We start from the raw sequence: 23,505 nt of genomic DNA, 5'->3' as shown, positions 1-23,505 counted from the left end.
GCCGAGGCGAATCGGCGAAAAGGGCGATTCCGCCTCGGTGGAGTGACCACAAACGTGTCGGCAACGTGGAATGCAGCGCCCCACACTACTCATGCGAGGGCGCTGGTCCGCCGGCGGATTGTGCAGAGAGGGCGCTGGTCCGCCGGCGGATCGTGCAGAGAGGGTGCTACCGCCCGTCGGCGATGAAGTCGAGCATGCCGGCCTGGTTGACGGGCAGGGCGAGCAGGCGATCGAGCTCCTCTTCGGAAGGGTCGATGCCGAGGATGCGCAGCGTGTACTGCGTGAAGTCGCGCTCGATGTCGTCCGGGGTCAGATCTCCCGTCGGACGGTACCAGAGCGAGAGCGAATTGCAGATCGAATGGATCGCACGGGTGGCCAGAGCCGCACTGTCGACACGGAAGCGTCCCGCATCGATGCCGGTCTGGACGATGGCACCCATGACTTCGCGGGCCTCCCTCTGGAGGTCCTTGACTCGGACTGCGTTGTCACCGGTGAGGCGTTCGGTGTCCCGCAGGAGCACGGTGGAGACCGAGACGTTCTCCATGCGGTACCGGGCGAGGTAGCGCACGGCCACGGTCAGCTGGTCGACCGGGTCGTCGTCGACCTCGGCGATGACGGCCCGGCTGTGCTCGATGTACCACGAGTAGGCGGTGTGGACGAGCTCGTAGAGCGCTTCCTGCTTCGAGGGGAAGTAGTAGTAGAGTGCGGAGAGGCTCAGCCCCGCCGTCTGTGCGATGTCGCGGATGGATGCACCGTCGAAGCCCTTGTCCGCGAAGGTGTCCCGTGCCGAGCGGAGGATGTTGTTGCGGCCGTTGGTTGATCGCACGATGACCGGACTCCTTGCCTAGTTTCCGTCGCAGCGGACTTTTCTATCGAACAGTCTTTCACTTGCCCCACGACCTTACACGACGCGAACCTCGTTCGGGCCCGATTTTCCGGGGAAGGGGTTGATCGGGGCGCCCGCCTCAGTGGTATCTGCCGGCTTCCGAGCGCCGACACGATGTGATCGGGGTCATAGCTTGAGACGGGAATGATTGACGGTTCAACCATGTTCGTCGTTGTGGAGCGCATGCCCCTGTGGCACCCGCGCTCACCCGGCCGACACCGACAACCGATAGGACGAATATGCTCAACATTGCCATCATCCCCGGAACCTCGCGACCGCAGGCGCTCAACCCGCAGATCGTCTCCTGGGTCAACGACCAGCTCGCCGCCAATGATGATGTGCGCGCCGAGGTCGTCGACTTCGGCGACTTCGACCTTCCGCTGCTCGATGAGGTCATTCCCGCCGGCGCCCGGATGTACGCCAATGAGCATACGAAGGCCTGGGGCGCGAAGCTCGATGAGTTCGACGCTTTCATCTTCGTCACCCCCGAGTACAACCATTCGATCTCCGGTTCGCTGAAGAACGCGCTGGACTTCGTGGCCGCCGAGTTCAACCACAAGGTCGCCGGGATCGTCAACTACGGCGCCGACAAGGGGGTGCGCGCCGCCGAGCATCTGCGCCACATCCTGGCCAATTACAAGCTCGCCGTCGTCCGCGATCAGGCCTCGTTCTCCATCTTCACCGATGTCACCGACGGCACCTTCACCCCGACCGAGGTCTCCGCTGCACCGTTCGCCGCGATGGTCGATGACATCGTCAGCTGGGGCGAGGCTCTCAAGTCTGTGCGCGAAGCCGCCGCCGAGGAACAGGCCGCCTGAGACTCTCGCTCGTCTGAGCCCGGGTGCAGTGTCTCCGAGTGCACTGAGCCCGAGCACATCGAGGCCCGCCGATCACGATGTTCGGCGGGCCTCCGTCGGTTTCAAGGGGAACCGCTGCACATCTCCGAGGAGAACTGCCGCACACCGCGCAGCCGCGCATCGTTGGGTTAGAGTCGAACCCACAGAACGTTCACTCAAGTGATGCGAAGGATATCCATGGAACTCACGAACACAGTCGCGCTCGTCACCGGCGGAGCCTCCGGACTCGGCCGAGCCACCACCGAACGCCTCCTGGCCGCCGGCGCACAGGTCGTCATGGTCGACCTCAACGCCGAGGTGGGGCAGCAGGTCGCCGCCGAACTCGGCGAGTCCGCGCATTTCGTCACCGCGGACGTCACGAATGAGGAACAGGTGCAGGCGGCCGTCGACACGGCCACCGGCCTCGGAGAGCTGCGCGTCGTCGTCAACTGTGCCGGGGTCGCCACACCGGGCAAGCTCGTCTCACGGAAGGGACCGCTGCCCCTCGACGCCTTCCAGAAGGTGCTGGGCATCAACATTGTCGGCACCGTCAACGTCTGTCGGCTGGCCGCTGCCGCCATGCAGAAGCAGGAAGCGCAGGGCGAAGAGCGCGGAGTCATCATCAACACGGCCTCGGTGGCAGCCTTCGACGGTCAGATCGGCCAGATCGCCTACTCGGCGTCCAAGGGCGCCGTCGCCTCGGTGACCCTGCCCATGGCCCGCGAGCTCGCCTCCTCGCTCATCCGCGTGGTCACGATCGCCCCGGGCATCTTCGAAACGCCGATGATGGCGGGTCTGCCCGCCGAGGCGCAGGAATCGCTGGGCAAGTCCGTGCCCCATCCTGCGCGACTGGGCAAACCCGCCGAGTACGCGCAGCTCGTCGAATCGATCGTAGCCAACCCGATGCTCAACGGGGAGACGATCCGCCTCGACGGGGCGATCCGCATGGCTCCGAAATGATCCGCAATGAGCCGGGGCGGCCCTCGACCGCGCACCTGACCTGACTGCAGCAGTCGCAGGCTGAGGCAAGGGGCCCGTTGACGGCACCGAAGGAACCGGGTCGCCACCGTCGTCGACGCACGCTCAGGCCGTGAACCTCACCTCGGTGAACTCCTTGCGCCACGCGGCCACCTCGGCGGCGATCTCACTCAGAGCCGCCTCAGCGGAGGCGACGTCCCCACCGCCGTGTTCGCGGCTGACCTCGCTCGACCGGGCACGGACCGCGTCGGCCTGGTTGCGGCCGATCTCGAGGGCGCGAGACATGAGCTCGGCCAGGCGAGGCATGTCCGATGCGGTCATACCGCGACGGACGACCTCGGGAGTGCCCACCCGGATGCCGTTCTGCTCACCGGGCACCTCGGGTGCGGGCAGACCGATGCCCGAGGTGAGGAACCCGGCGGCTTCGAGGACCCGCGCCCCTGGAGTCCCTCCGCCGAAGGGGCCGGCGAGCAGGGCGAACTGGTGGGAATCGGTGAAGCCAGCCCCGCACGCGAAGGGTTCGACGCCGCGATCGGACAGTTCGTCCGCCAGTCTCGCAGCACTCGCTCGCATCTCGGCCGCATAGCCCTCACCGCAGGCGATCCAGTCGGCCAGCGTCACCCCCAGCGCAGCCACGGCTCCGGCGTCGAAGTTCGCGGTCATCCCCGGGAAGGCGATGGCGTCGATGCTCTCGGACAGCTGGTCGTCGTTGCTCAGCAGCAGTCCGTGGGACGGCCCGCCGAGGCTCTTGTAGGTGCTCATCGACATCAGGTGGGCGCCCTCGTCGAGGGGATTCGCCCACTGCTTCCCGGCGATCATCCCGCACACATGGGCGGCGTCGAAGAGCAGTCGGGCCCCGACCTCGTCGGCGATCTCGCGGACCTTCGCGACGGGATGTTCGAACAGATTGAGCGAACCGCCCATGGTGATCAGGCTCGGTCGGACCTCCCGGGCCAGGTGCGCCAGCGCATCGAGGTCATAGCTGTACGCGTCCCCGTCGACCGGAGCGTCGACGGTGGTGAGATCGTAGAGGCCCGCGGCGCCGGCAGCGTGGTGGGTGACGTGCCCGCCGATCGTCTCGGGGGAGGCGATGATGGTCTGGCCGGGCCGGCTCGTGGCCATGAACGCATAGAGGTTGGCCATCGCCCCCGAAGGCACGCGCACCTCGGCGAAGGAGGCGTTGAACAGACGCGCCGCGAGTTCGGCCGTGACCACTTCGACCTGCTCGATGTGTTCGAGGCCCATCTCGTACTTCGCGCCCGCGTAGCCCAGCGAGGTGCGCGGGCCCGCACCGCTGGCCAGCAGCGCCGCCGCCCGCGAATTGAGCACGTTCGAGGCGGGGTTGAGATTGAACGCCTCCTCGTTGTGGAGCCGATCGGATGCCGAGACGAGGGTTTCGATCCCCGCGACCACCTCGGTCATCGTCCTCCCCTCGCCGAGGTGGCGCTCAGAGATCTCGGCGACGCGGGTTCGGCTCTCAGCGGGGACCCAGGGCTGCGGTGTCTGATGCATCGGTGACTCCTTCGTCAGTGGTGGTGCGGGCGGGCTTCAGGACTGTGGTCCGGGCGCGGAACGGTCATCGGCATCCAACAGCCGGTCGAGGAGCTCGTCGGCAGTGACGCCCTGCGCGCGTGCGGCGGCCTCGAGCCGGTGCAGCGCCGAGGCCGACAGGTGCGGGGCCGGCGATGCCTGGCCCGATGACTGCGACGCCGAGTCCGAAGACGCCGAGTCCGACATCGGGTCCGACGATGTCGGGGTCGCCGCCTTGCCCTTCCTCAACAGCAGTGATGTCAGTGGAACGACGACGACACCGAGCGCGGCGAGGATCCACACGATGGCGGTCAGACGCATGAGCCAGTCGGACTGCCAGGCGGTCTCGATCCAGATCGTGACGAGGGTCAGCGCCGCAGCGAGTGAGAGGACTCCGAGGGTGAGCGCCAGCGCGATCCGCACCGGCCACGAGTTCGTCGACGCCAGCAGCAGGACCAGCGAGGCGACCGAGCCGACGGCGGTGAGGAGGATGAGCGAGTAGAGCAGCTGGAACAGGGTCTCATCGCCGGGAGGATCGCCCCAGAGGAACCAGAGGCTCAGCGCCAGCGAGGCGGCCGCGAGTCCGATCGTGACGATGCCGAACCACTGCGCCCGACGGCCGAGGAGTGTGGCTCCGCAGAAGGCCGCCACGCTGAAGGCCCCGGTCAGAGCCGTGGTGGACACCACCTGGAACGTCAACTCCGACTCGATGTCCCCGAGCAGGACGATGATCCCTCCCGCCGCGGCCAGGCTGAATGTCACGACGATGATGATGGCGATGACGCGACGGAAGACGCGGATGGACGAAGACGGTTCCCGAACTGTCGAGGCCTGCGGTGCTGCCATCGAGTCTGTCCTTCCGAGAGGGGCTCTGATCAGCACCGCCAGTATCTCATCGATCCGCCGGCACCTCTTCGAACTCGGGGCCGTGGGCCGTGTCTCCTCAGTCCGCGGGCAGCGTCGCCCTGACCTCGAAACCGCCGATCGACGTCGGCCCCACCCGCAGAGACCCGCCCAGGGCCTCGACACGTTCGCGCATTCCCCTGAGCCCGAACCCACCGCCGAGGCGGTTCTGCGGTGTCGTGCGAGAGGCGGCGGCCGCCTCGGCGGGGCCGTTGGTCACGTTGATCTCGACGAACTCGCCGACGAAGGCGAGAGCGACAGTGACGGGGGCTCCCGCCGCATGCCGCAGAGCATTCGACAGGCTCTCCTGCACGACGCGGAAGGCGGTCAGACTCGCCGTCGGAGACAGTTCCACGGGATCGGCGGGGAAATCGAGGTCGACGGCGGCACCCGAACCGCGAGTGACGTCGACGAGTGCGGGGACATCATCGACGGTCGGCTGCGGGGCCAGGTCCGCATCATGGCCGCCGCGGAGGATCGCGAGCAGCCCGCGCATCTCGGTCAGCGCCTTCCTGGCCGATGAGGCCATCGAATCGAACTCGCCGAGGCTGCGCTCATCGAGACCGGGCAGACGATACTTGGCGGTGGTCGCCTGCACGCTGATGACCGACATGCTGTGCGCGACGACATCGTGGAGCTCCTGCGCGATGCGGTTGCGCTCCTCGAGCTCCTGCCGCTTGGCGAGTTCGGCAGCGCTGAGTTCCCGTTCGACCGCGAGCTGGCGGCGGCCTGTGATGAACAGGCTGCCGACGACGCCGATGATCCCGGCGCCGGCGGCGATGGCTGCGGTGGTGATGACGTTCGACAGCGCACCGGCGAACCCGCCGGCGTGCGGAAGGACCAGCCCGAGCACACCGACGAGGGCAGAGAGCGACCACAGGACGACGACGTGGATCCACCGGTGACGCAGGCCGACGAGGAGGTGGAGGAACACGAGCGCCAGCAGCGAGGTCACGGTCACCGGCCGGACCAGACCGGAGGTGTCGGCAGTGAGCAGAATGCTCGCGGCCTGCGCCGCCAGCCCGAGACCGATCGCGGCAGTGGACCACCGGACGGCGAGGACGAGTGCGACTCCCTGAGCGACGGCGACGAGCATCGCGATGATGCTCGGAACTCCGTAGAGCACCGCGGTCACCGGCCAGGAGACCGCCACGAGCACCACCCCGACGAACGCGGAGGCCAGCCAGAACCACCCCTGCCCGCCGGCGAACTGCGCGAATGCCGACGTGCGCGTCGACGACGTCTCAGCAGAGTGACCGAGCGGCGCGGCCGTGGCGATGGGCGGAACCGGCGCGGCCGAGGCGACGGGTGGGAGCGCCGCGCGGATTGCAGCGATCTCGAGCAGAGCCATAGTGTGGAGAACGAAGGGGAACGTGAGGAGGAGGATGAGTCCCGCAGCGAACTGGAAGGTCGCCTCGGCGGTGAAGCCGAGGTCGGTGACTGGGGAGTTCGTCAGCCAGGCGGCCACCCAATCGACCGTGTCTCCACCGCCTTCGGGGAGGAACCTGCCCCAGAGGAAGAAGCTGAGCCCACCCAGTCCCCCGAAGAACCACGCCGCGGAGACGGAGAACGTCACGATGCGGATCGGCAGGGCGAACACTGCCTCGAAGAGCAGGTCCAACCAGGCTCGGGCATCGGCGGTCGGTGCCAGCAGTCGGCGGAGCCCACGTCCGCGCGGACGCATGGCCGCCTCGGCGATGGGGACGCCCCATGCCCGGGCGCGACCCCGGGACAGGGTCCCGAAGGCGCGGGCGATTGTGAGGGTCAGAGGCAGGAGGAGAACACCGACCCAGATGATCGCCGTGGCGATCGAGATCGCGAACAGGGTCAGCAGCGTCGGCATCGCGATGACGGAGATGAGCAGGCCGGGCGCGACCAGGACGGAATCGCGGCCCAGGTTGCGCCGCAGTCGGGCCCACCAGGATCGACCGGACTGCGGCGGCTCTGCAGGACTGGGCACCTTCTCAGAGTACGGGGTTCTGGTCCCGGACGCACCGGTCGAGACGGAGACGGGCGGGATCGCGGGGGAGAGATTCATGAGCGGGTTCCTTGCTGCAGGCGGTTGGGGGACGTGGACACAGACCGGGCGCTCTCAGGCGCGGCCGGGGCGCTCGCCTCGGCGGTGCGAGCCCGGGAGGCGAGGACAGTGGGATGGAAACGTGAGAGCATCCACACCCCGCCCGTGCCGACCGCTGCCGAGGCGAGCAGACCGGCGATCGCGTCGGGACCCAGGCCCGCGTACTCACCGAAGAAGGCCGCACCGATGATCACAGCGACGATCGGGTCGATGACTGTCAGACCGGCGAGCACCGTCTCGGCAGGACCACAGGCATAGGCGGTCTGCACGAGCCAGAACCCAGCGGCAGAGGCCAGCCCCACCGCGCCGAGCAGCATCCACCACCGCATGCCCAGAGGGGCGAGCCCGGGCAGTCCGGACACCATGATCGCGCGGGCGAGCACATGGGTGGACGCGGCCACCGTGCCGAAGACGATGCCGGTCATGACGACGCGCGGGATGTGGCCGGCCGAGCCGACCGAGAACGCTCCGGCGAAGACGCCGAGCGCCACCAGGACGGCGAGCAGCCACGTCACCGACTGTTCGGTGACGACGATCTCGTGGGAGAACCGCGCCGAGGTGGTCACGAAGGCGGGGATCCCGACCAGCGTCAGCGCAATGCTGGCGAGCATGGGCACGCTGAGGCGCAGCCCGAAGAAGCGGCGGCCGATGAGTGCGGCGAAGACGAGGGAGATCGCGCCGATAGGTTGGACGACCGAAACCGGCGCGAGCCCGAGGGCGATGACATTGAGCACCGTGACCAGGCCCATGAGACCGAGACCGGTGACCCAGGTGGTTCGGCGTCTGAGCCCGGGCGACAGGGCGGCCACGGCATGACGCTGCAGATGTGTGCCAAGCGCCAGGCAGAACGCTGCGGCGGTCGCGAGGACGATGGCGGTGAGGATCATGGCGCTCACGCTAAGGAGCAGGCGTGTGCCCGCACATCATACGAAAGGGTGATTGTGGGGACGCCGAAGCACTACCTGAGGGTGAAATCTGCGTTTCACGGGTTGCCGATCCGAGAAACACGTCTCCGCACAGGCGCTCTGCCTCGGTGCTCGGGTAGCGTGGAAGCATGCCGGGAACCGGAGATCAGCGAGCGTCGTCCACGCCGAGCACGACAGCGGGCGCCGGCGGCGAGACGAGCGTGCCGCCACCGGCATCGGAGACCATCCGCGTGGCCATCGTCGACGATCAGGCCATGGTCAGGCAGGGCTTCGGTGCCCTGCTCGACGCGCAGACGGACATGGCCGTCGTCGGCGACGCCGAGAACGGCGCACAGGTCGTCGATCTCGTCCGCCGGACCTCGCCGGACGTCATCCTCATGGACATCCGGATGCCGCAGCTCAACGGCCTCGATGCCACCCGGGCAGTGTTCTCGATGCCCGGTGAACACCCGAAGGTCATCATGCTCACCACCTTCGACGCCGACGAGTACGTGTTCTCCGCCCTTCGCGCCGGCGCCAGCGGATTCCTCCTCAAGGACGCCACTGCTGAGGACATGATCACTGCCGTCCGCGTGGTCTTCTCCGGTGAGTCGCTGCTCGCACCCTCGGTGACCAGGCGCCTTATCGCGGAATACGTGGCCGGTCCCACCGTGGTCAAGGACACCGCAGTGCTCGGCCAGCTCACCGACCGCGAGGTCGACGTCATGGCGCTGGTGGCCAAAGGCCTTGCCAACGCCGAGGTGGCCGCCGAGCTGTTCCTCGCGGAGCAGACGGTGAAGACCCACGTCTCACGCATCCTGTCGAAACTCGGCCTGCGCGATCGGGCGCAGATCGTCGTCGCCGCCTATGAATCAGGCTTGGTCGTCGCCGGCGGCTGAGCGCACCGTGTGACTCGGTGGTCGGGGCTCAGGAGCGCGCGAATCGGCCCCCGAGTTCCTTGACGATCGACTCGGCCGAGCCTTCGGATGCGCTGCGGTAGCCGGTTCCGGCCCACAGGTGCAGGTTCTGGGGGTCGTCGGCCTTCTTCGCCGCGGTCCGGAACTCCTTCGTCAGATGGTGCACCGCCGGATAGGCATCGAGGGCCACCGGATCGAACTCACGCACGAAGTCGTTCACCAGCGCCCGTGCGGGACGACCGGTGAACGCCCTCGTCAGCAGAGTCTCTGAGAACTCGTCGGACGCCAACGCGGCACGGTGCGTGGATGAGGTGCCCGCCTCATCGGAACGGAGCAGGAGAGTGCCGACGACGACGGCGCTCGCCCCTGCGTCCAGCAGCGCTCCGACGGCTTCGGGGCCGTCGACTCCGCCACCGGCCGCCACAGGCAGGTCCACCTCGGCGAGGATGTCGCGGAGGAGGCCGATGGTGGAGCGGTCCTCGATGACTCGTGTCGGGTCGGCGGTGCCGGAATGTCCGCCGGCGCGAGGGCCCTGGACGATGAGGCCGTCGACCCCGCGCTCGGCTGCGGTGCGTGCCTCGGCGGCGGTCGTGACCGTGGCGACGACCTCCGTGCCGACCGCGTGGAGGCGATCGACCGCCTCTGCGGCTGGCAGATTGAAGGTCGTCGAGACCAACGGCACCGGATGAGCGATGAGCCAGTCGAGTTTGTCATCGAAATGATCGTCGTCATCGACGGGCTCGGAGTTCAGCGCGATGCCTCGGGCGGAGGCGGCCGGGGCCAGCGCCGCGACGAAGGAGCCGAACGCCGCTCGGTCGACCGGCACCGGATTGGGGACGAAGAGGTTGACCCCGAAGACATCGGCGGTCGCGCGCATCCGCTCGACCTGCGGGGCCAGGGTCTCGGCGGTGAGGTAGCCACCGGCTACGAAGGGGAAGCCGCCGGCTCGGACGACCGCCTCGGTGAGTTCGGCCGTGGTGGTTCCGCCCGCCATGGGCGCACCGATGATGGGCAGAGCGGTCTTCTCGAAGGCGATCGTCATCGTCTGTGTCTCCTTGCTCGAAGCGCTGAGGGCGGGTCTTCTGACCCCATTCTCCCACTCGAATCTGACGGATGTGTCTCCGCTGCCGGGCGCCCGCCCGATTCTGCGGGAGAAGAGTGTTGAGGTTTCGGTCCCAGATCGACGATCCTCTCCCGCTGAATCGGTCTTTCGACGATGGTCGGTCCGGTGTGAGCCAGTGGAGACCGTCGTCTGTCTGCAGTAGGGGGCCGAGGGAGCCGAGAGACAACCGCAAGTATCGGTGCGGCGATGGCGAAAGGGGACTCAGAGGTGATGTGGGGGTGCGGATCCGGCTCCTAGCTTCGGAGCAGTCAGCCACCGCAGTGCCCTTCAAGGAGTTGTCATGTCCCTCACCCACGCTCGCCCGCCTGGTGCCCACACTCGCCCGCCGGCAGATCACTCCGGCAAGTCGGCCCACACCAGTCCCCAGTCGGTGGCCTCCTCCGCCGCGGGCCGGCAGCCAGCGCTCACCCCCGCCTCTGCGCCGGAGCCGTCGGGCCCATCTTCCGAGCGACCGTATGCGCACCGGGATCGGGCCATCGACCTCGTCCGGTTCGCCTGCCTCGTTGTCGTGGTCGTCTTGCATTCGATGATGAGCACCGCCGTGCTCGGGCCCGAGGGGCAGCTGGTGCCGACGATGGCACTGGCGCAGACCACGGGGTTCACCATCGCCTCCTGGCTCTTCCAGATCATGCCGCTGTACTTCGTCATCGGCGGCTATGCCGGCCTCAAAGGGTGGCGACGTGCCCAGCGCCGAGGCGACGACTGGCGGAACTACCTGCGCGCTCGCCTGCAACGCCTCGTGATCCCGGTGCTCATCCTCGTCGCATTCGCCGGTCTCGGGCTGTTCCTCGCCTCGTGGATCGGAGCCCCGCACGAGCTGCTCGCCGAGGCGAGTATGCGAATCGGCCAGCCGCTGTGGTTCATCGCCGTCTACGTCGGCCTGACATCGCTGGTGCCTGCGGCTGCGCATCTCCATGAGAAGGCGCCGCGGCGGACGGTCGCGGTGCTCGTCGCTGCCGTCTTCTCCGTCGATGCGCTCGTCGAAGTCACTGGGGTGACCGGACTCGGCTATCTCAATTTCGCCCTCGTCTGGCCATTGGTCCAGCAATGCGGGTTCTTCTTCGCCGATGCCGCGGAGCGCCCGTTGCGCAGGGGACGGATCTGGACCCTTGTGCTGCTGGCGCTGGTCGGGCTGGGAGTCCTCGTCTCGACGGGTGTCTATTCGCCGAACATGCTGATCAACCTCAACCCGCCCACCGGCGCATTGGTACTTCTCGGACTCGTGCAGACAGGTCTTCTGCGGCTGGGGCACGACCGACTGACTCGCATGGGCGACGGAGGCGCGCTCACTGCGCCCGGAACCGCGCAGAGGGCGAGGCTTTGGGAACGGATCATCACCTGGGGCAATGCCCACGGAATCCAGGTCTACCTCTGGCACATGCCGGTCGTCATCGCCCTCATCGGGCTGTTCGGCGCCATAGCGACCCTCGGCTCGAACGTCTGGCCGGGAGGGATGGACCTCGCCTCTCTCGCGCTTCCTGCGACAGAGTCGCCGCTGTGGTGGTTCGAGCGGCTGCCCTGGCTGATCGCGGTCATGGGCCTGGCCGCTCTGCTGGCGATGGGAATGTCGCAGATCGAGCGTTTCGCCACCGGGCGCCGGGGCCTGCTCAGCGAAGAGCGCGTGGGAACGGTTCGAATGGACTCGATCATCCCGGCCTGGGCGCGCTGGAGTGCCGGCACACGCGGGTTCGCGGCGGTCGCCTCGGCGATCGGAGGCATCGTGATCGCTCTCCTCATCGGCATCGCGCCTCTGATCTGGACCATCGTTTCGGTAGGACTGCTGCTCCTGTCGCTGATTCTCGCCGCCGGAGTCCGGACGGCCGCGGCTCCGGCGGCCGGGAGGGCCGCGGCGGTGGACTGTGTAGGCACGGGATCATGACGCACCGACGCGTGAGGCATGACGAATCATGACAGCAGACGACGATCAAATGACATGCCGTGACTCACTGCGTCAGTCGGCCGCGGAGGCGGGCGGGGGACGGCTCAGACTGGTACTCACTGCACCGCCGGTGCCGTGTCCATCAGTGAAGAAAGGATCCGCCGTGAGCTCTCTCCACCGCGCACCCACCACCCCCGCCGGAATCTCGACTCGCTCGGTGCACTCGGGAGCCATGCCCGAATCCCACACCGGCTCGGTCGTCGCCCCGATCTTCCAGACCTCGACCTTTGTGATGGACACGCCGGGCGACACCCGCGCCGGTTTCGACTACGCCCGCACCGGCACCCCGAATCGCAGCGATCTCGAGGACGCCCTGTGCGAACTGGAGAACGCTTCCTTTGCTGCTGCGGTGAATTCGGGCACCTCCGCCGAGGTCGCCGTGTTCTCCGCGCTGCTCGGCCCCGGCGACGAGATCATCATTCCCCGCGACGTCTACGGCGGCACCTTCCGGCTGCTGAAGAACGAGTACGAACGCTGGGGAGTGCGCATCCGCACCGTCGACCTCACCGACACCGAGGCGCTGGCCGCGGCCATCAGCGACCGCACCGCCATCGTATGGGTCGAGACCCCGAGCAACCCCGGCCTCGACATCGTCGACATCGAGGCCGCCGCGAAGCTCGCGCATGCGGCGAACGCCGTACTCGCCGTCGACTCCACCTTTGCGACGCCGATCCTGCAGCGCCCGCTCGACCTCGGCGCCGATCTCGTCATCCACTCCACGACGAAGTTCATCAACGGCCACTCGGATGTCATCGGCGGAGCCGTGCTCGCCGGTGACGGCACGAGCTGCCCCCGCGCCGCCGAGGTGACCGAACGCCTCGAGATCCACCTCGCGTCTGTGGGGCTCGGAGTTTCGCCCTTCGACGCGTGGCTGACCAGGCGCGGGATCAAGACCCTGCCGCTGCGGATGGAGCGGCACTGCCAGAACGCCCAAGTCGTGGCCGAATGGCTGGAAGGCAGAGACGAGATCGCCGAGGTGATCTACCCGGGACTGCCCTCGCACCCGGGCCATGAGGTGGCGAAGCGGCAGATGAGCGGTTTCGGGGGAGTGGTCTCCCTGCGCACCGACACCGAGGCCAGGGCACTGGCGTTGGTGGCGAACACGAAGCTCATCACACTGGCCGAATCCCTCGGCGGGGTCGAATCGCTCATCGACCACCCGGCGACGATGACGCATCTGGCCGTGGCCGACAGCGAGCTGAGCATCTCGGGCACCTTCATCCGGCTCTCCGTCGGCCTCGAGGACATCGACGACATCCTCGCCGACCTCGACCAGGCGCTCGCCGCGACGAAGGGTGCTGACGGAATTGGCAGTGGAGCTGCCGGCAACGATCGCGCACCGTCAGCGGCACGTCCTGTCCTCATCGGCTGATCTTCCCAGTGCCTCGGCATCCCTCACCCTTCGTGGCAGACCACCTCGTTGCAGCGAGGTGATTCGCCGCGAAGAGTGAGGGATGCTCAGAAGCCGTGCGCAGAGGTGGTGATCGCGGGGCCTGTCGTGGAGCATCACGCACCATTAGCGCCACTTCCTCTCCTTAGTGGCTAATCGTCGAGGTGCTTCGGCATCCCTCACCCCTAGCGGCATAGCACCTCGTTGCAGCGAGGCGTTTAGTCGCGAAGGGTGAGGGGTGCTCAGACACGTCGCGGGCAGAGGCGCAGCTGATGCGGTCCGGGGTTGCAGCGTCCGCCTGGGGATTCAGTGGGCTCGGTCACAGGGTGTCGGGAAAACCCGACGCGGGGTCGGAGGTCTTCGTGCTGTCAGGGCGTGCGCGACTCCCGTAGCGTATTTGCTATGAGTGAGAACACCCCCGAGAACCCCCAGGATCAGGAGCCGCACGGCACCGATCCGCGGGAGGCTCAGACGCCCGAGGCGGCTGGCGATACCGCAGAGCGTGAAGAGTCCTTCAGCGCCGCAGCGATCGTCAACGCCCCGCCGACCACGGAGATCGACGAGCCCCACGCAGGCTCCGATCGCCAGCCTCCGCAGCAGCCGACCCAGCAGCCCCCGCAGCAGCCGACCCGGCAGTACGAGCAGCGGCGGACTCAGGCCTACGGGCAGCCCTCAGAGCCCGAGTTTCCGCCGATGCCGTCTGCCCACCCCGCTCCGCACGCCCCCTCGACCGCCCCCGGTCGCAGTCCCCACTCTGCCCCCGGCGGCCACCACGCCGCCGACGTGCAGCACCCGATCCCCGGCGGACACCCCGCCGCCGGCGCCCCGGCACCCCAGCCCGGAATGCCGATGCCGAACGCGCGGCCGCCTCGGGGACAGAAGCCGCGCCCCGAACCGGCCTCCTATGCACCGGTCACCGGGTCTCTGCCGCTGAGCCGGGATGACGTCACCGAGATCCCGGCCGACGGGCCGATCACCTGGCCCAAGCGCTCCACCGGAATCATCGGAGTCGCGAACCTCGTGCTCTCGGCCATCCTCGCCGTGATCTGGGCATGGATTCCGCTGGGGCTGCTGTTCACCGGCATCGGCGGCATCTTCGCCCTCGGCCTCGGAGTGCTCGCACTCCTCGCCTGGGTCCTCGTCCAGCAGGGCGCGAACATCGCCGAACGCTACCGGACCGAACTCGTCTACGCGGATCGGATCCCCGTGCCGAAGATCGAGAGCAGCAACCGCGAACCCGGCTTCGCCCGCTTCCTCCACAACCGGTGGCTGCAGGTGAAATCCGGAGCGTTCTGGCGCTCGACGGCCCACCACTACATCAAGATGCTGTTCGGTGCGCTCATCGTCGGCGGCACTCTCGCCGGCATCTGCGGCTCGATCATCGGCATCTTCGCTTCCGTCAACCCGCACGGGATCAGCACCTTCTTCATCGGTGACGCCATCGGCGGATCCGCGCGGATCGGTATCGCCATCGGCTCGGTCATCGTGCTGGCCAGCTCCCTGGCCATCCTGTGGTTCGCGCCGATCCTCGACCGCGCCCTCGACCGCGCCCTCCTCGCCCCGGCACGCACCGTCGCGCTTCAGGCCGAGGTGACCGAACTCGACCGCGCCCGAATGGCCGGCATCGAGGCGGCCGCCGCCGAGCGCCTGCGCATCGAACGCGACCTCCACGACGGAGCCCAGCCCCGCCTCGTGGCTCTGACCATGACCTTGGGCATGGCGAAGTCGAAGATCGACTCCGACCCCGAACGCGCCAAGGAACTCGTCTCCGAAGCCCACACCGAAGCGAAGGGCATCGTCAGCGAACTCCGTCAGCTCGCCCGCGGCATCCACCCCGCCGTGCTCACCGACCGCGGGCTCGATGCCGCCGTCTCCGCCCTGGCCGGCCGCTCGACCATCCCCGTCGACGTCGATGTCCGCCTTGAGGGCCGGATCGGACGTGAAGCCGAAGCCGTGTCCTACTTCGTCGTCGCCGAGTGCCTGACGAACATCGCCAAGCATTCCGGAGCCACTCGAGCCAGCGTCTTCATCGCCCCGATCGACACCGGTGTCCAGATCGTCGTCACCGACAACGGTCACGGCGGCGCGCGCGTCGACCGGAGCGGTCGTCACACTGGCATCGCCGGTCTCATCGATCGCGTCGAAGCCGCGCGTGGCACACTGAACCTGACCAGCCCCGCCGGTGGGCCGACTACTGTAGTTGTGGAGGTGCCATGCGCATCGTGATCGCTGAAGACTCTGCCGTCCTGCGGGCCGGGCTCGAACGGCTGCTGGCCGACGCCGGACACGAGATCGTCGCCGCCGTCCCAGACGCCAACGAACTGTTGGCCACCGTCCACAACGATCCGCCGGACCTCGCCGTCATCGACGTGCGCATGCCCCCGACCTTCACCGACGAGGGGATCCGCGCCGCCGTCCTCATCCGCAAGCAGAACCCGGACGTCAAGGTTCTCGTCTTCAGCCAGTACGTCGAGGAGCAGTACGCCTCCGAACTCATCGCCGAGAACACCGGCGGGTTCGGCTACCTGCTCAAGGACCGAGTCGCCGATGTCGAGGACTTCCTCGCCGCCGTCGAGGAAGTCGCCGGCGGAGGCACCGTCCTCGACCCGGAGGTCGTGTCACAGATCCTCGTGCGCACCCGGAAGAAGGACGGACTGTCGACCCTGAGCCCACGTGAACTCGAAGTCCTCCAGCTCATGGCCGAAGGCAAGTCCAATACCGCCATCGCCAGAACCCTCTACCTCAGCGCCGGAGCCGTTGAGAAGCACATCAGCTCGGTCTTCACGAAGTTCGGCCTCACCGCCGACACCTCGGACAACCGACGCGTCCTCGCCGTCCTCACATTCCTCGGAGCCTAGAATGCCTGCCACAGTTCGCATCAGCGAATCCGCTCGACTCGGTCTGCGCACGGTCCTCATCATCCTCGCCGCCGTCGTCCTCCTCGTCCCCATCGTCGTCACAACCGCCCACGGGGCGTCCCGCCTCGACTACGGCAGGATCGAAACCGACGAGGCGCTGCCGAAGGCGATGAAGAAACTGAAGATGACCCTCGACAACGGCGCGGCCGTCGAGATCAGAACCGCCGAGGTCGACGCCCCCTCGGTGAAGCTCACCGCCACCGGCCCCCGCGACAGCTCCCCCGGCCTCAAGGTCCGCACCGGAGCGGACGCCGCCGAGGTGGCCGTGGACAACCGGCAGAAGCTCGAGAACACCCAGGTCACCGTCACCGTCCCCACCGCTGAATCGGCCGACCTCGAGCTCGAGCTCGACAGCAACTACGGCACGTTCGACGTCGCCGGCGACTTCGCCGGGGTCACTGCCAACACCGGTGGAGGAGCACTGCATGTCAACGGCTCGGCCGACCACGTGCGGACCTCGACCGACTGGGGTGCGACCTACCTCAGAGGCACCTTCGGGGCCGTGGAGTCGAAGACCGGAGTAGGTGCTCTCGAGGGGGAGGATCTCACCGTCCGCGACCGCCTCGAGGCGATGACTTCGACGGGAACGCTCGACCTCGACTTCACCAACGAAGCGATTCCCTCCGGCGGGATCGCCGCCAAGACCGACGAGGGCTCGATCGAACTGCGACTGCCGAACCTCGCACTCGCGCAGGAGAACATGGCTGCCGAAGCAGCGGCCGACGGCGGTCAGAAGAAGGAGAAGCCCGAGGAGTTCTTCTACCGGATCAACGCGAAGTCGAACGACGGCAGCGTGGATCTGGCCCAGGACCTCGACAAATACGATGTGGCCAATGACCCGAAGGGTGCTGAGGGCAAGACCCTGGTCCCGGTCTCGGCCACAGCCGACGCTGGTATGGTCACTGTCAACCAGAACTGAGACGCGACCGATGCACGGGCGGATTCGAGGACGGGTCCGCCCGTGCGGCGCCTGAGAGGACGGACGCCATGCAGATCACCGTCTACGGAGCCACCGGGACTTTCGGCGGTCACCTCGTGTCCCAGCTGCGCGACCGCGGGCACACGGTCATCGCCGCACATCGCGGCAGCGGAGTCGACACGGTGACCGGCGAAGGCGTCGCCGAGGCGGCCGACGGAAGCGATGTCCTCGTCGACTGCGTCAATCGGATGACGATGAACGCGCGTCGGGCCGTCGACTTCTTCTCCCGCAGTTCGCGATCGATCGCCCTGGCAGCGGCAGACCGGCCGAACGCCTCCCTGGTCTGCCTGTCGATCGCCTTCCGGCCCGAGGTCGGCGAATCGAAGCTCCTCGGCTATTACCGGGCCAAGGCTATGCAGGAACGCATCTACCGTCGCCTCGTCCCGGCCGATCAGCTGCTGATGTTCCGCTCCGCCCAATGGTTCGAACTCGTCGACTCGATGACGATCACAGCCGGGCCGCTGCGCATCGTGCCGAAGATGCGCGTCCGGGCTCTGGCCGCCGCCGAGGCGGCACGGATGATGGCCGAGGCCATCGATGCCGGCGAACACGGCACCATCGAGGTCGCCGGCCCCGAGATCACCGATTTCTCGAAGATCGCCGAACGCCTCGCCGACGAACGGGCCAGGGCCGCCGGTGAGGCGAAGGCTCCAATGGTCATCGGTGTCCCGGTGCCGGGTCCGACTGCAGGCGACGGGCTCATTCCCGACTCGCCGCGACTCTCCGAGCTCAGCCTCGACGACTGGCTGGGCACCCTCTGAACAGCTGTCGCGCCGGCTGAACCCTCAGCAGCTCGAGACCGGGCGAGCCGGCAGCGGTATCATCCATTGCGGAGGTGCCCATGGATTGGATGGAATACGGACTCGACGGAGTCGACGCGGTCAGAGTCGTCGTCTCGTGCATCGCCTTCTACTTCGGGATCATCCTGCTGCTGCGGATCTTCGGTCAGCGCACCCTCGCGAGTCTCTCGAGCTTCGACCTCGCCGCGATCATCGCCATGGGGGCGATCATCGGCCGCGCCATCCTCGGCGACACACCGACCCTGGCCGCGGGATTCCTCGGCCTCGCCACCCTGCTCATCCTGCAGGCTCTGAGCGGGATCGGCCGACGCTTCGGAGTGATCCGCGCCGTCGTCAACTCGCCGGCCGTCGTGCTCATGGCCGGCCGTGAGATTCTGGCCGACAACCTGTCGAAGACCCACGTCGACCACGCCGAGGTGATCGCGAAGCTGCGTTCGGCCGGCATCCGCAACCGCGACGAGGTCGCCTGCGTGATCCTCGAATCGACCGGACATATCAGCGTCATCCGTCGCGGCGCCCCCATCGCCGAGGAGATGCTCACCGGCGTGATCGGCGCCGACCGCGTCCCCCGCGACGGCTGAGGCCGACCTGGCTCCCGGCAAGGGCTGAGGCTCAGCCGAGGCCGAGCACCTGCGCCCCGTTGGTCCACAGCACCGAGCGCATCCAGTCGTCGCCGAGGCCCAGGCCGGCCAGCCCCGAGATCTGGTCGACGTACGGGTAGGGGATGTTCGGGAAATCCGAGCCGAGGATGATCTTCTCCTGCAGTCGGGCCAAGCGTTCCCGGTAGGCCGGCCCCACCTCGGCGGGGGAGCTGAAGTACCCGGAGGCGAACATGGTCGTGTCGAGGAAGACATGGTCGTGGGCCTCGACGAGATCGGCGAACTCCTCGTATTCGGGCATGCCCATGTGGGCGATGACGAACTTGAGGTTCGGGAAGCGTTCGAGGACGTTGGCCACGGCCTGAGGGCCGGTGTACTCGCCCGGCAGGGGCGCGGAGCCGGCGTGGATGACGATCGGCACCTGTGCGTCCTCGAGGGCCTCCCAAGCAGGGTCGAGGACTGCGTCATCAGGAGAGAAGACCCCGACCTGGACGTGGACCTTGAACAGCTTCGCCCCGGCCGCCAGAGCGGCAGGCACATAGTCGGCGGCTTCGGGTTCGGCGTAGAGGGTGCCGCAGTGGATGACGTCGTCGTGGGCGGCGGCGAACTCGGCGTTCCATTCATTCAGCCACGCCGCCATGCCGGGTTTGTGCGGATAGGTCAGCGCCGGAATCGCACGGAGGCCGAGCTCGCGGACGATGCGAAGCCGTGTGTCCGTGTCGTACCGGTAGCTGATCGGCCAGTCCCGGCCGTAGTTCGCCGCGGCGTTGTCGAAGTACTCCCAGACCTTGTTCAGCACGTTCTGCGGGAGGAAGTGAACGTGGATATCGGCGAGTCCCGGCAGTCCGAGGGCTGCGAGGTAGACGGGGATCTCGGCGTCCGAGCGTGGGGGAGCGGTCATGGTCTCGGGGACGCTGACGGTGCGGCCGAGGCCGGTCCGGTTCGCCTGTTCGGGCGGTGTCATCGGTGTGGCTGCATCATCGGAGTCGTTCATGGCCCCACTCTATGGCCTGGCACTCCATGTCTCGGTGGCGGTCCGGCGGACGCGCGATGAGTCCTCAGCGCTCGTCCATGACTGCGGCCTAGACTGCCCGCATGATGCTGAGCGATCCGTATCCGATCACGAGCCCGCCCGCGGTCGGCCCCGTGGGCGGGGAGCCGTTCTGGGAACCCGGTGACACTGTGACTTGGACGTTTCGGCGATTCGACTTCGACCGTGACCACGCCGAGGTGACCCGTCCGATGCGTGTCATCGCCGACGGCCCCGACGGGGCCGTTCTCTGGCTGGCCGGCGGCACACCGACAGGGGAGACGCGCATCGTCGGATGGGAGGAGTCGAACCCCCACGAGGTTCCGCTGCGGTCCCGATTCCGCCCGCCCGCCGAGGCGCCGACCCGGATCAGCGTCGACGGGACCTGGCGCGGGCGCGGCGTGCTCAAGATCGTCCCTCCGGAGGTTCCGTTCTCCGTCTGGGTGCTCCTCAAGGACGATGGGACCGGACCCGCACATGCCGAAGGTGCCGCGGGCGAGGGCGACGGCGGTGTGCGCGCCGAATGGTACGTCAACCTCGAAGCCACGCACAGACGCAATCGGCACGCGCTGTTCACCAGCGATCACATCCTCGACATCACCTTCCCCGTGCCCGCGATGCCCCTGCACACCGAGACCGGCGGCCTCGACGCCGCCGGAGCCGTATTCAAGGACGTCGACGAGCTCGCCGCGGCCGCGAACTTCGGGGCCTGGCCGAAGGAATGGTCGCAGATCATCCGCGCCAACGGCAGTCATCTGCTCGAGCATCTCGACGAATTCCGTTGGGCCTTCGATCCCGGGTGGGAGACAGTGGCCTGGGCCCTGGCCGATGCGGGTGAACCTGCGGACATGAAGCCTGGAACAGAAAACTCAGGAAAGCAGGAACATCGATCGATCCCGAACGGTTGCTATGAAAGACACCTTCGGTGATCCAGATCGGCGAGGGCGACTCCTCGCCGAGCACCCAGAGCTGCTGAAAGGAACCGTCCCCATGACGACCAACCACCGGATCCGCCTGAACTCGCGCCCCGTGGGCGCTCCGACCGCGGAGAACTACCTCCTCGACGAGGTGGCCGTGCCCACTCCGGGCGAGGGCGAGGTGCTGCTGCGCACCCTCTACCTCTCGCTCGACCCGTACATGCGCGGACGGATGTCGGACGCGAAGTCCTATGCCGATCCCGTCGAGGTCGGCGATGTCATGGTCGGTGCCACCGTGTCCGAGGTCGTCGAGTCGAATGCGGACGACTTCTCCGTCGGTGACACCGTCCTCGGCTACGGCGGCTGGCAGGAGTACTCGGTGGAGAGGACCGGGCACCTGCGCAAGATCGATCCCGAGCTCGCACCGATCAGCACCCACCTCGGCGTGCTCGGCATGCCCGGCTTCACCGCCTATGCGGGACTGCTCGAGATCGGTCAGCCCCAGGCAGGTGAGACCGTGGCCGTGGCCGCCGCCACCGGTCCCGTCGGTTCGGTCGTCGGCCAGATCGCGAAGATCAAGGGAGCGACCGCGGTCGGCATCGCGGGCGGCCCGGACAAGGTCGCCCACCTCAAGGAGCTCGGCTTCGACGTCGCACTCGACCACCGGACCGGCAATCTCAAGTCAGAACTCGCCGAGTCGGTGCCCCAAGGCATCGACGTCTACTACGAGAACGTCGGCGGAGACGTCTTCAAGGCCGTGCTGCCGCGGCTGAACACCTTCGCCCGTGTGCCCGTCTGCGGACTCGTGGCCAATTACAACCTCACCGAGCTGCCTGAGGGGCCCGACCGCTCGGGCGTGCTCATGGGCCATATCCTCACGAAGTCGCTGCTGGTGCGCGGCTTCATCCAGACCGAATTCGCCGAACGGCTCACCGACCGGTTCCTCACCGATATGAGCGGGTGGCTCAAGGAAGGCAAGGTCCGCTACCGCGAGGACATCCGCCCCGGTCTCGAGAAAGCCCCCGAGTACTTCAACGACCTGCTCACCGGCGGCAACTTCGGCAAGATGGTCGTCGCCGTCGGCGCGGAGAGCTGAGCGAAGCAGCCACTCAGCTCCCCACCTGCTCGTGTGCGCGACTCGGCTCCAGAGCCAGGCGCGGCCAGTCGTGCAGATCCCGCAGGAGCTGACGGTCATGCGTGGAGAGCACGACGGCCGCCGGGGTGGCTTGCAGCGCATCCGTGAGCTCGTCGACCAGCGAGATCGACAGGTGGTTCGTGGGCTCATCGAGCAGCAGCAGGTGGGGTCGCGCGGACAGTGCCAGGGCCAGGTCCAGTCGTCTGCGCTGGCCCATGGACAGTTCGCCGATCCGTCTGCCGGCCTCATAGGACCGGAGCAGCCCGAGGGAGGACAGCCCGACAGCCTGAGCGGACGGCAGCTGCCCGGCCGCGATGAGCGCATCGAGGTGTGAAGCGTAGAGTTCGCTGGCGCGTCGGTCGAGCGGCAGTTCCGATTCCTGCCGCAGGTGCGCGATCCGCGCCTGTGGTGAGCGGCGCACGCTTCCGGTCGACGGGGAGAGGTCGCCTGCGAGGAGGCTCAGCAGAGTGGACTTTCCCGCGCCGTTCGGACCGGTGATGAGCGACCGGGACCGTCCGAGGATCTCCAGCGTGATCGGTTCGGGCAGCCTCCCGGCGACGGTGAGGCCAGCGGCGCTGACGAGGGTCGCTCCCGGTCGGGCGCTGAGGTCGGGGAATCGGAGCGTCTGCGGCGGTTCGGGCATGGTCACGGCGTGGGCTTCCAGAGCGGCTCGTCGACGGTGGACGTTGGTGACGAGACCTCCGGCGCGGGTGGCACGCTGGTGCTTGCCCGTTCCCTTGTCCGGCCGCCAGCCCGAGATGAGTCGATTCTGAGCGGCGCTGAGGTCGTCCTGGAGCTTCGAGCGCTGCTCCTGTTCGCGTGCGTATTGCTGCTCCCAGCGTTCACGTTCGGCCCGCCGTCCTTCGCGGTAGCCGATGTAGCCGCCTCCGTAGACGCGGGGACGGTCGTCGGGAGTCGGGTCGAGATCGATTGTGGTCTCTGCGATGTCCGACAGCAGCGCACGGTCGTGGCTGACGATGACGACACCTCCCGAGCGCATTCGCAGCTGCTCGGTCATGTAGTCGAGTCCTGCGCGATCGAGGTGATTGGTCGGCTCGTCGAGCAGCAGGAAGTCGGCGTCGCCTCCGATGAGACAGGCCAGACGGACCCGATACCTCTGTCCGACGGACATCTGTATGAGAGGACGCGACCGATCGGTCTCCGCATGCAGAGCCTCGAGAGCGATATCGACCCGGCGGCGAGCGTCCCAGGCGTCCAGGGCCTCGGCCTGTTCGAGAGCGGCCGCGAAGCGATCGTCGGCTCCGGCCTCGCCCGCGGCGAGAGCGAGGCCTGCGGCGTCGAGTTCGTCCAGGGCGGCGAGGGAATCGGCGATCGCGTCTGCGACGACCTCACCGACGGTCCGCTGATCGGTCGTCGCCATCTCCTGTTCGGCGATCCCGAGCGTGCCGATCCTCGTGACCTGGCCTTCGTCTGGGGTCAGTGTCCCGGACAGGAGATGGAGAAGCGTTGATTTGCCGCGGCCGTTCTCGCCGACGACGGCGATCCGCGAGGTGGGTGTGACGGTGAGATCGACTCCGGTGAGCACTCGGACGGCACCGAGTGAGACGGAGACGTCGGAGACCAGGATCTGTGCGCGGGAGCGCGCATGCAGTACGGGTGGGGTGATGGGCACAGTGATGTTC

Annotated in this window: 20 protein-coding genes; 12 read left to right on the top strand and 8 right to left on the bottom strand. The window is 67.7% G+C overall.

Translation table 11 applies throughout. The features are described from left to right. Window positions 1–166: 166 nt before the first annotated feature. A complete protein-coding gene (locus IIE29_RS17020; RefSeq protein WP_209324062.1) occupies window positions 167–826 on the bottom strand; it encodes a TetR/AcrR family transcriptional regulator in 660 nt (219 codons plus the stop codon). A gap of 299 nt (window positions 827–1,125) precedes the next feature. Between IIE29_RS17020 and IIE29_RS05100 the strand changes: the two genes are divergently transcribed. Both IIE29_RS05100 and IIE29_RS05095 read left to right on the top strand, forming a co-directional pair. Further along, entirely contained in the window at window positions 1,126–1,704 is a 579-nt protein-coding gene (locus IIE29_RS05100; protein WP_209324061.1) for an NADPH-dependent FMN reductase, read from the top strand. Between the two features lie 216 nt (window positions 1,705–1,920). Continuing rightward, window positions 1,921–2,682 carry a 3-hydroxyacyl-CoA dehydrogenase gene (locus tag IIE29_RS05095; protein WP_209324060.1) on the top strand — a complete coding sequence of 254 codons (762 nt, stop codon included), beginning with the start codon at window positions 1,921–1,923 and terminating at the stop codon, window positions 2,680–2,682. A gap of 123 nt (window positions 2,683–2,805) precedes the next feature. On the opposite strand, the gene IIE29_RS05090 is transcribed toward IIE29_RS05095, so the two are convergent. From IIE29_RS05090 to IIE29_RS05075, 4 genes are all read right to left on the bottom strand, one after another. Continuing rightward, window positions 2,806–4,212: a serine hydroxymethyltransferase gene (locus tag IIE29_RS05090; protein ID WP_209324059.1), complete on the bottom strand. Its 1,407-nt coding sequence runs from the start codon at window positions 4,210–4,212 to the stop codon at window positions 2,806–2,808. A 36-nt stretch (window positions 4,213–4,248) separates the two neighbouring features. Beyond that, window positions 4,249–5,076 carry a hypothetical protein gene (locus IIE29_RS05085; RefSeq protein WP_209324058.1) on the bottom strand — a complete coding sequence of 276 codons (828 nt, stop codon included), beginning with the start codon at window positions 5,074–5,076 and terminating at the stop codon, window positions 4,249–4,251. 97 nt (window positions 5,077–5,173) lie between these two features. Next, the gene (locus IIE29_RS05080) at window positions 5,174–7,171 is read right to left on the bottom strand and encodes a sensor histidine kinase (RefSeq protein WP_209324057.1); all 1,998 of its coding nucleotides are present in this window, start codon (window positions 7,169–7,171) and stop codon (window positions 5,174–5,176) included. Next, complete coding sequence (locus IIE29_RS05075; RefSeq protein WP_209324056.1) at window positions 7,168–8,097, bottom strand: DMT family protein; 930 nt, start codon at window positions 8,095–8,097, stop codon at window positions 7,168–7,170. The genes IIE29_RS05080 and IIE29_RS05075 overlap by 4 nt, the downstream gene beginning before the upstream one ends. A gap of 167 nt (window positions 8,098–8,264) precedes the next feature. Between IIE29_RS05075 and IIE29_RS05070 the strand changes: the two genes are divergently transcribed. After that, window positions 8,265–9,014, top strand: coding sequence for a response regulator (locus tag IIE29_RS05070; protein WP_209324055.1), 750 nt, complete (start codon window positions 8,265–8,267; stop codon window positions 9,012–9,014). A 28-nt stretch (window positions 9,015–9,042) separates the two neighbouring features. Here IIE29_RS05070 and IIE29_RS05065 read toward each other — a convergent pair whose 3' ends face one another. Continuing rightward, a complete protein-coding gene (locus IIE29_RS05065) occupies window positions 9,043–10,074 on the bottom strand; it encodes a nitronate monooxygenase (protein ID WP_209324054.1) in 1,032 nt (343 codons plus the stop codon). A 361-nt stretch (window positions 10,075–10,435) separates the two neighbouring features. Between IIE29_RS05065 and IIE29_RS05060 the strand changes: the two genes are divergently transcribed. The 7 genes from IIE29_RS05060 (at window position 10,436) to IIE29_RS05030 (ending at window position 18,762) form a co-directional block, all read left to right on the top strand. Further along, the gene (locus IIE29_RS05060) at window positions 10,436–12,034 is read left to right on the top strand and encodes an acyltransferase family protein (protein WP_209324053.1); all 1,599 of its coding nucleotides are present in this window, start codon (window positions 10,436–10,438) and stop codon (window positions 12,032–12,034) included. 163 nt (window positions 12,035–12,197) lie between these two features. After that, window positions 12,198–13,466 (top strand): trans-sulfuration enzyme family protein, encoded by a 1,269-nt coding sequence (locus IIE29_RS05055; protein ID WP_343071797.1) that lies wholly within the window; start codon window positions 12,198–12,200, stop codon window positions 13,464–13,466. 420 nt (window positions 13,467–13,886) lie between these two features. After that, window positions 13,887–15,710: a sensor histidine kinase gene (locus IIE29_RS05050; protein ID WP_209324051.1), complete on the top strand. Its 1,824-nt coding sequence runs from the start codon at window positions 13,887–13,889 to the stop codon at window positions 15,708–15,710. After that, the gene (locus IIE29_RS05045; protein ID WP_209324050.1) at window positions 15,698–16,342 is read left to right on the top strand and encodes a response regulator transcription factor; all 645 of its coding nucleotides are present in this window, start codon (window positions 15,698–15,700) and stop codon (window positions 16,340–16,342) included. The genes IIE29_RS05050 and IIE29_RS05045 overlap by 13 nt, the downstream gene beginning before the upstream one ends. 1 nt (window position 16,343) lies before the next feature. Then, window positions 16,344–17,321 carry a DUF4097 family beta strand repeat-containing protein gene (locus tag IIE29_RS05040; protein ID WP_209324049.1) on the top strand — a complete coding sequence of 326 codons (978 nt, stop codon included), beginning with the start codon at window positions 16,344–16,346 and terminating at the stop codon, window positions 17,319–17,321. A 68-nt stretch (window positions 17,322–17,389) separates the two neighbouring features. Then, window positions 17,390–18,142, top strand: a complete 753-nt coding sequence (locus IIE29_RS05035; protein ID WP_209324048.1) for an SDR family oxidoreductase — start codon at window positions 17,390–17,392, stop codon at window positions 18,140–18,142. Window positions 18,143–18,222: 80 nt separating this feature from the next. After that, window positions 18,223–18,762 carry a DUF421 domain-containing protein gene (locus IIE29_RS05030; RefSeq protein WP_209324047.1) on the top strand — a complete coding sequence of 180 codons (540 nt, stop codon included), beginning with the start codon at window positions 18,223–18,225 and terminating at the stop codon, window positions 18,760–18,762. A gap of 31 nt (window positions 18,763–18,793) precedes the next feature. Here the strand turns inward: IIE29_RS05030 and IIE29_RS05025 are convergent, their stop codons facing one another. After that, a complete protein-coding gene (locus IIE29_RS05025) occupies window positions 18,794–19,774 on the bottom strand; it encodes an amidohydrolase family protein (RefSeq protein ID WP_343071796.1) in 981 nt (326 codons plus the stop codon). Window positions 19,775–19,875: 101 nt separating this feature from the next. On the opposite strand from IIE29_RS05025, the gene IIE29_RS05020 reads away from it, so the two are divergent. Both IIE29_RS05020 and IIE29_RS05015 read left to right on the top strand, forming a co-directional pair. After that, entirely contained in the window at window positions 19,876–20,739 is an 864-nt protein-coding gene (locus IIE29_RS05020) for a DUF402 domain-containing protein (RefSeq protein ID WP_209324046.1), read from the top strand. A gap of 61 nt (window positions 20,740–20,800) precedes the next feature. Next, window positions 20,801–21,823: an NADP-dependent oxidoreductase gene (locus IIE29_RS05015; protein ID WP_209324045.1), complete on the top strand. Its 1,023-nt coding sequence runs from the start codon at window positions 20,801–20,803 to the stop codon at window positions 21,821–21,823. Between the two features lie 13 nt (window positions 21,824–21,836). Here IIE29_RS05015 and IIE29_RS05010 read toward each other — a convergent pair whose 3' ends face one another. After that, a complete protein-coding gene (locus IIE29_RS05010) occupies window positions 21,837–23,495 on the bottom strand; it encodes an ABC-F family ATP-binding cassette domain-containing protein (protein WP_343071795.1) in 1,659 nt (552 codons plus the stop codon). Window positions 23,496–23,505 lie beyond the last annotated feature (10 nt).

The sequence above is a fragment of the Brevibacterium renqingii genome, assembly GCF_017808095.1.
GTDB lineage: Bacteria > Actinomycetota > Actinomycetes > Actinomycetales > Brevibacteriaceae > Brevibacterium > Brevibacterium renqingii.
The sequence above is the reverse complement of the archived record's forward strand: the minus strand, read 5'-3'. Positions and strand labels throughout refer to the sequence as shown.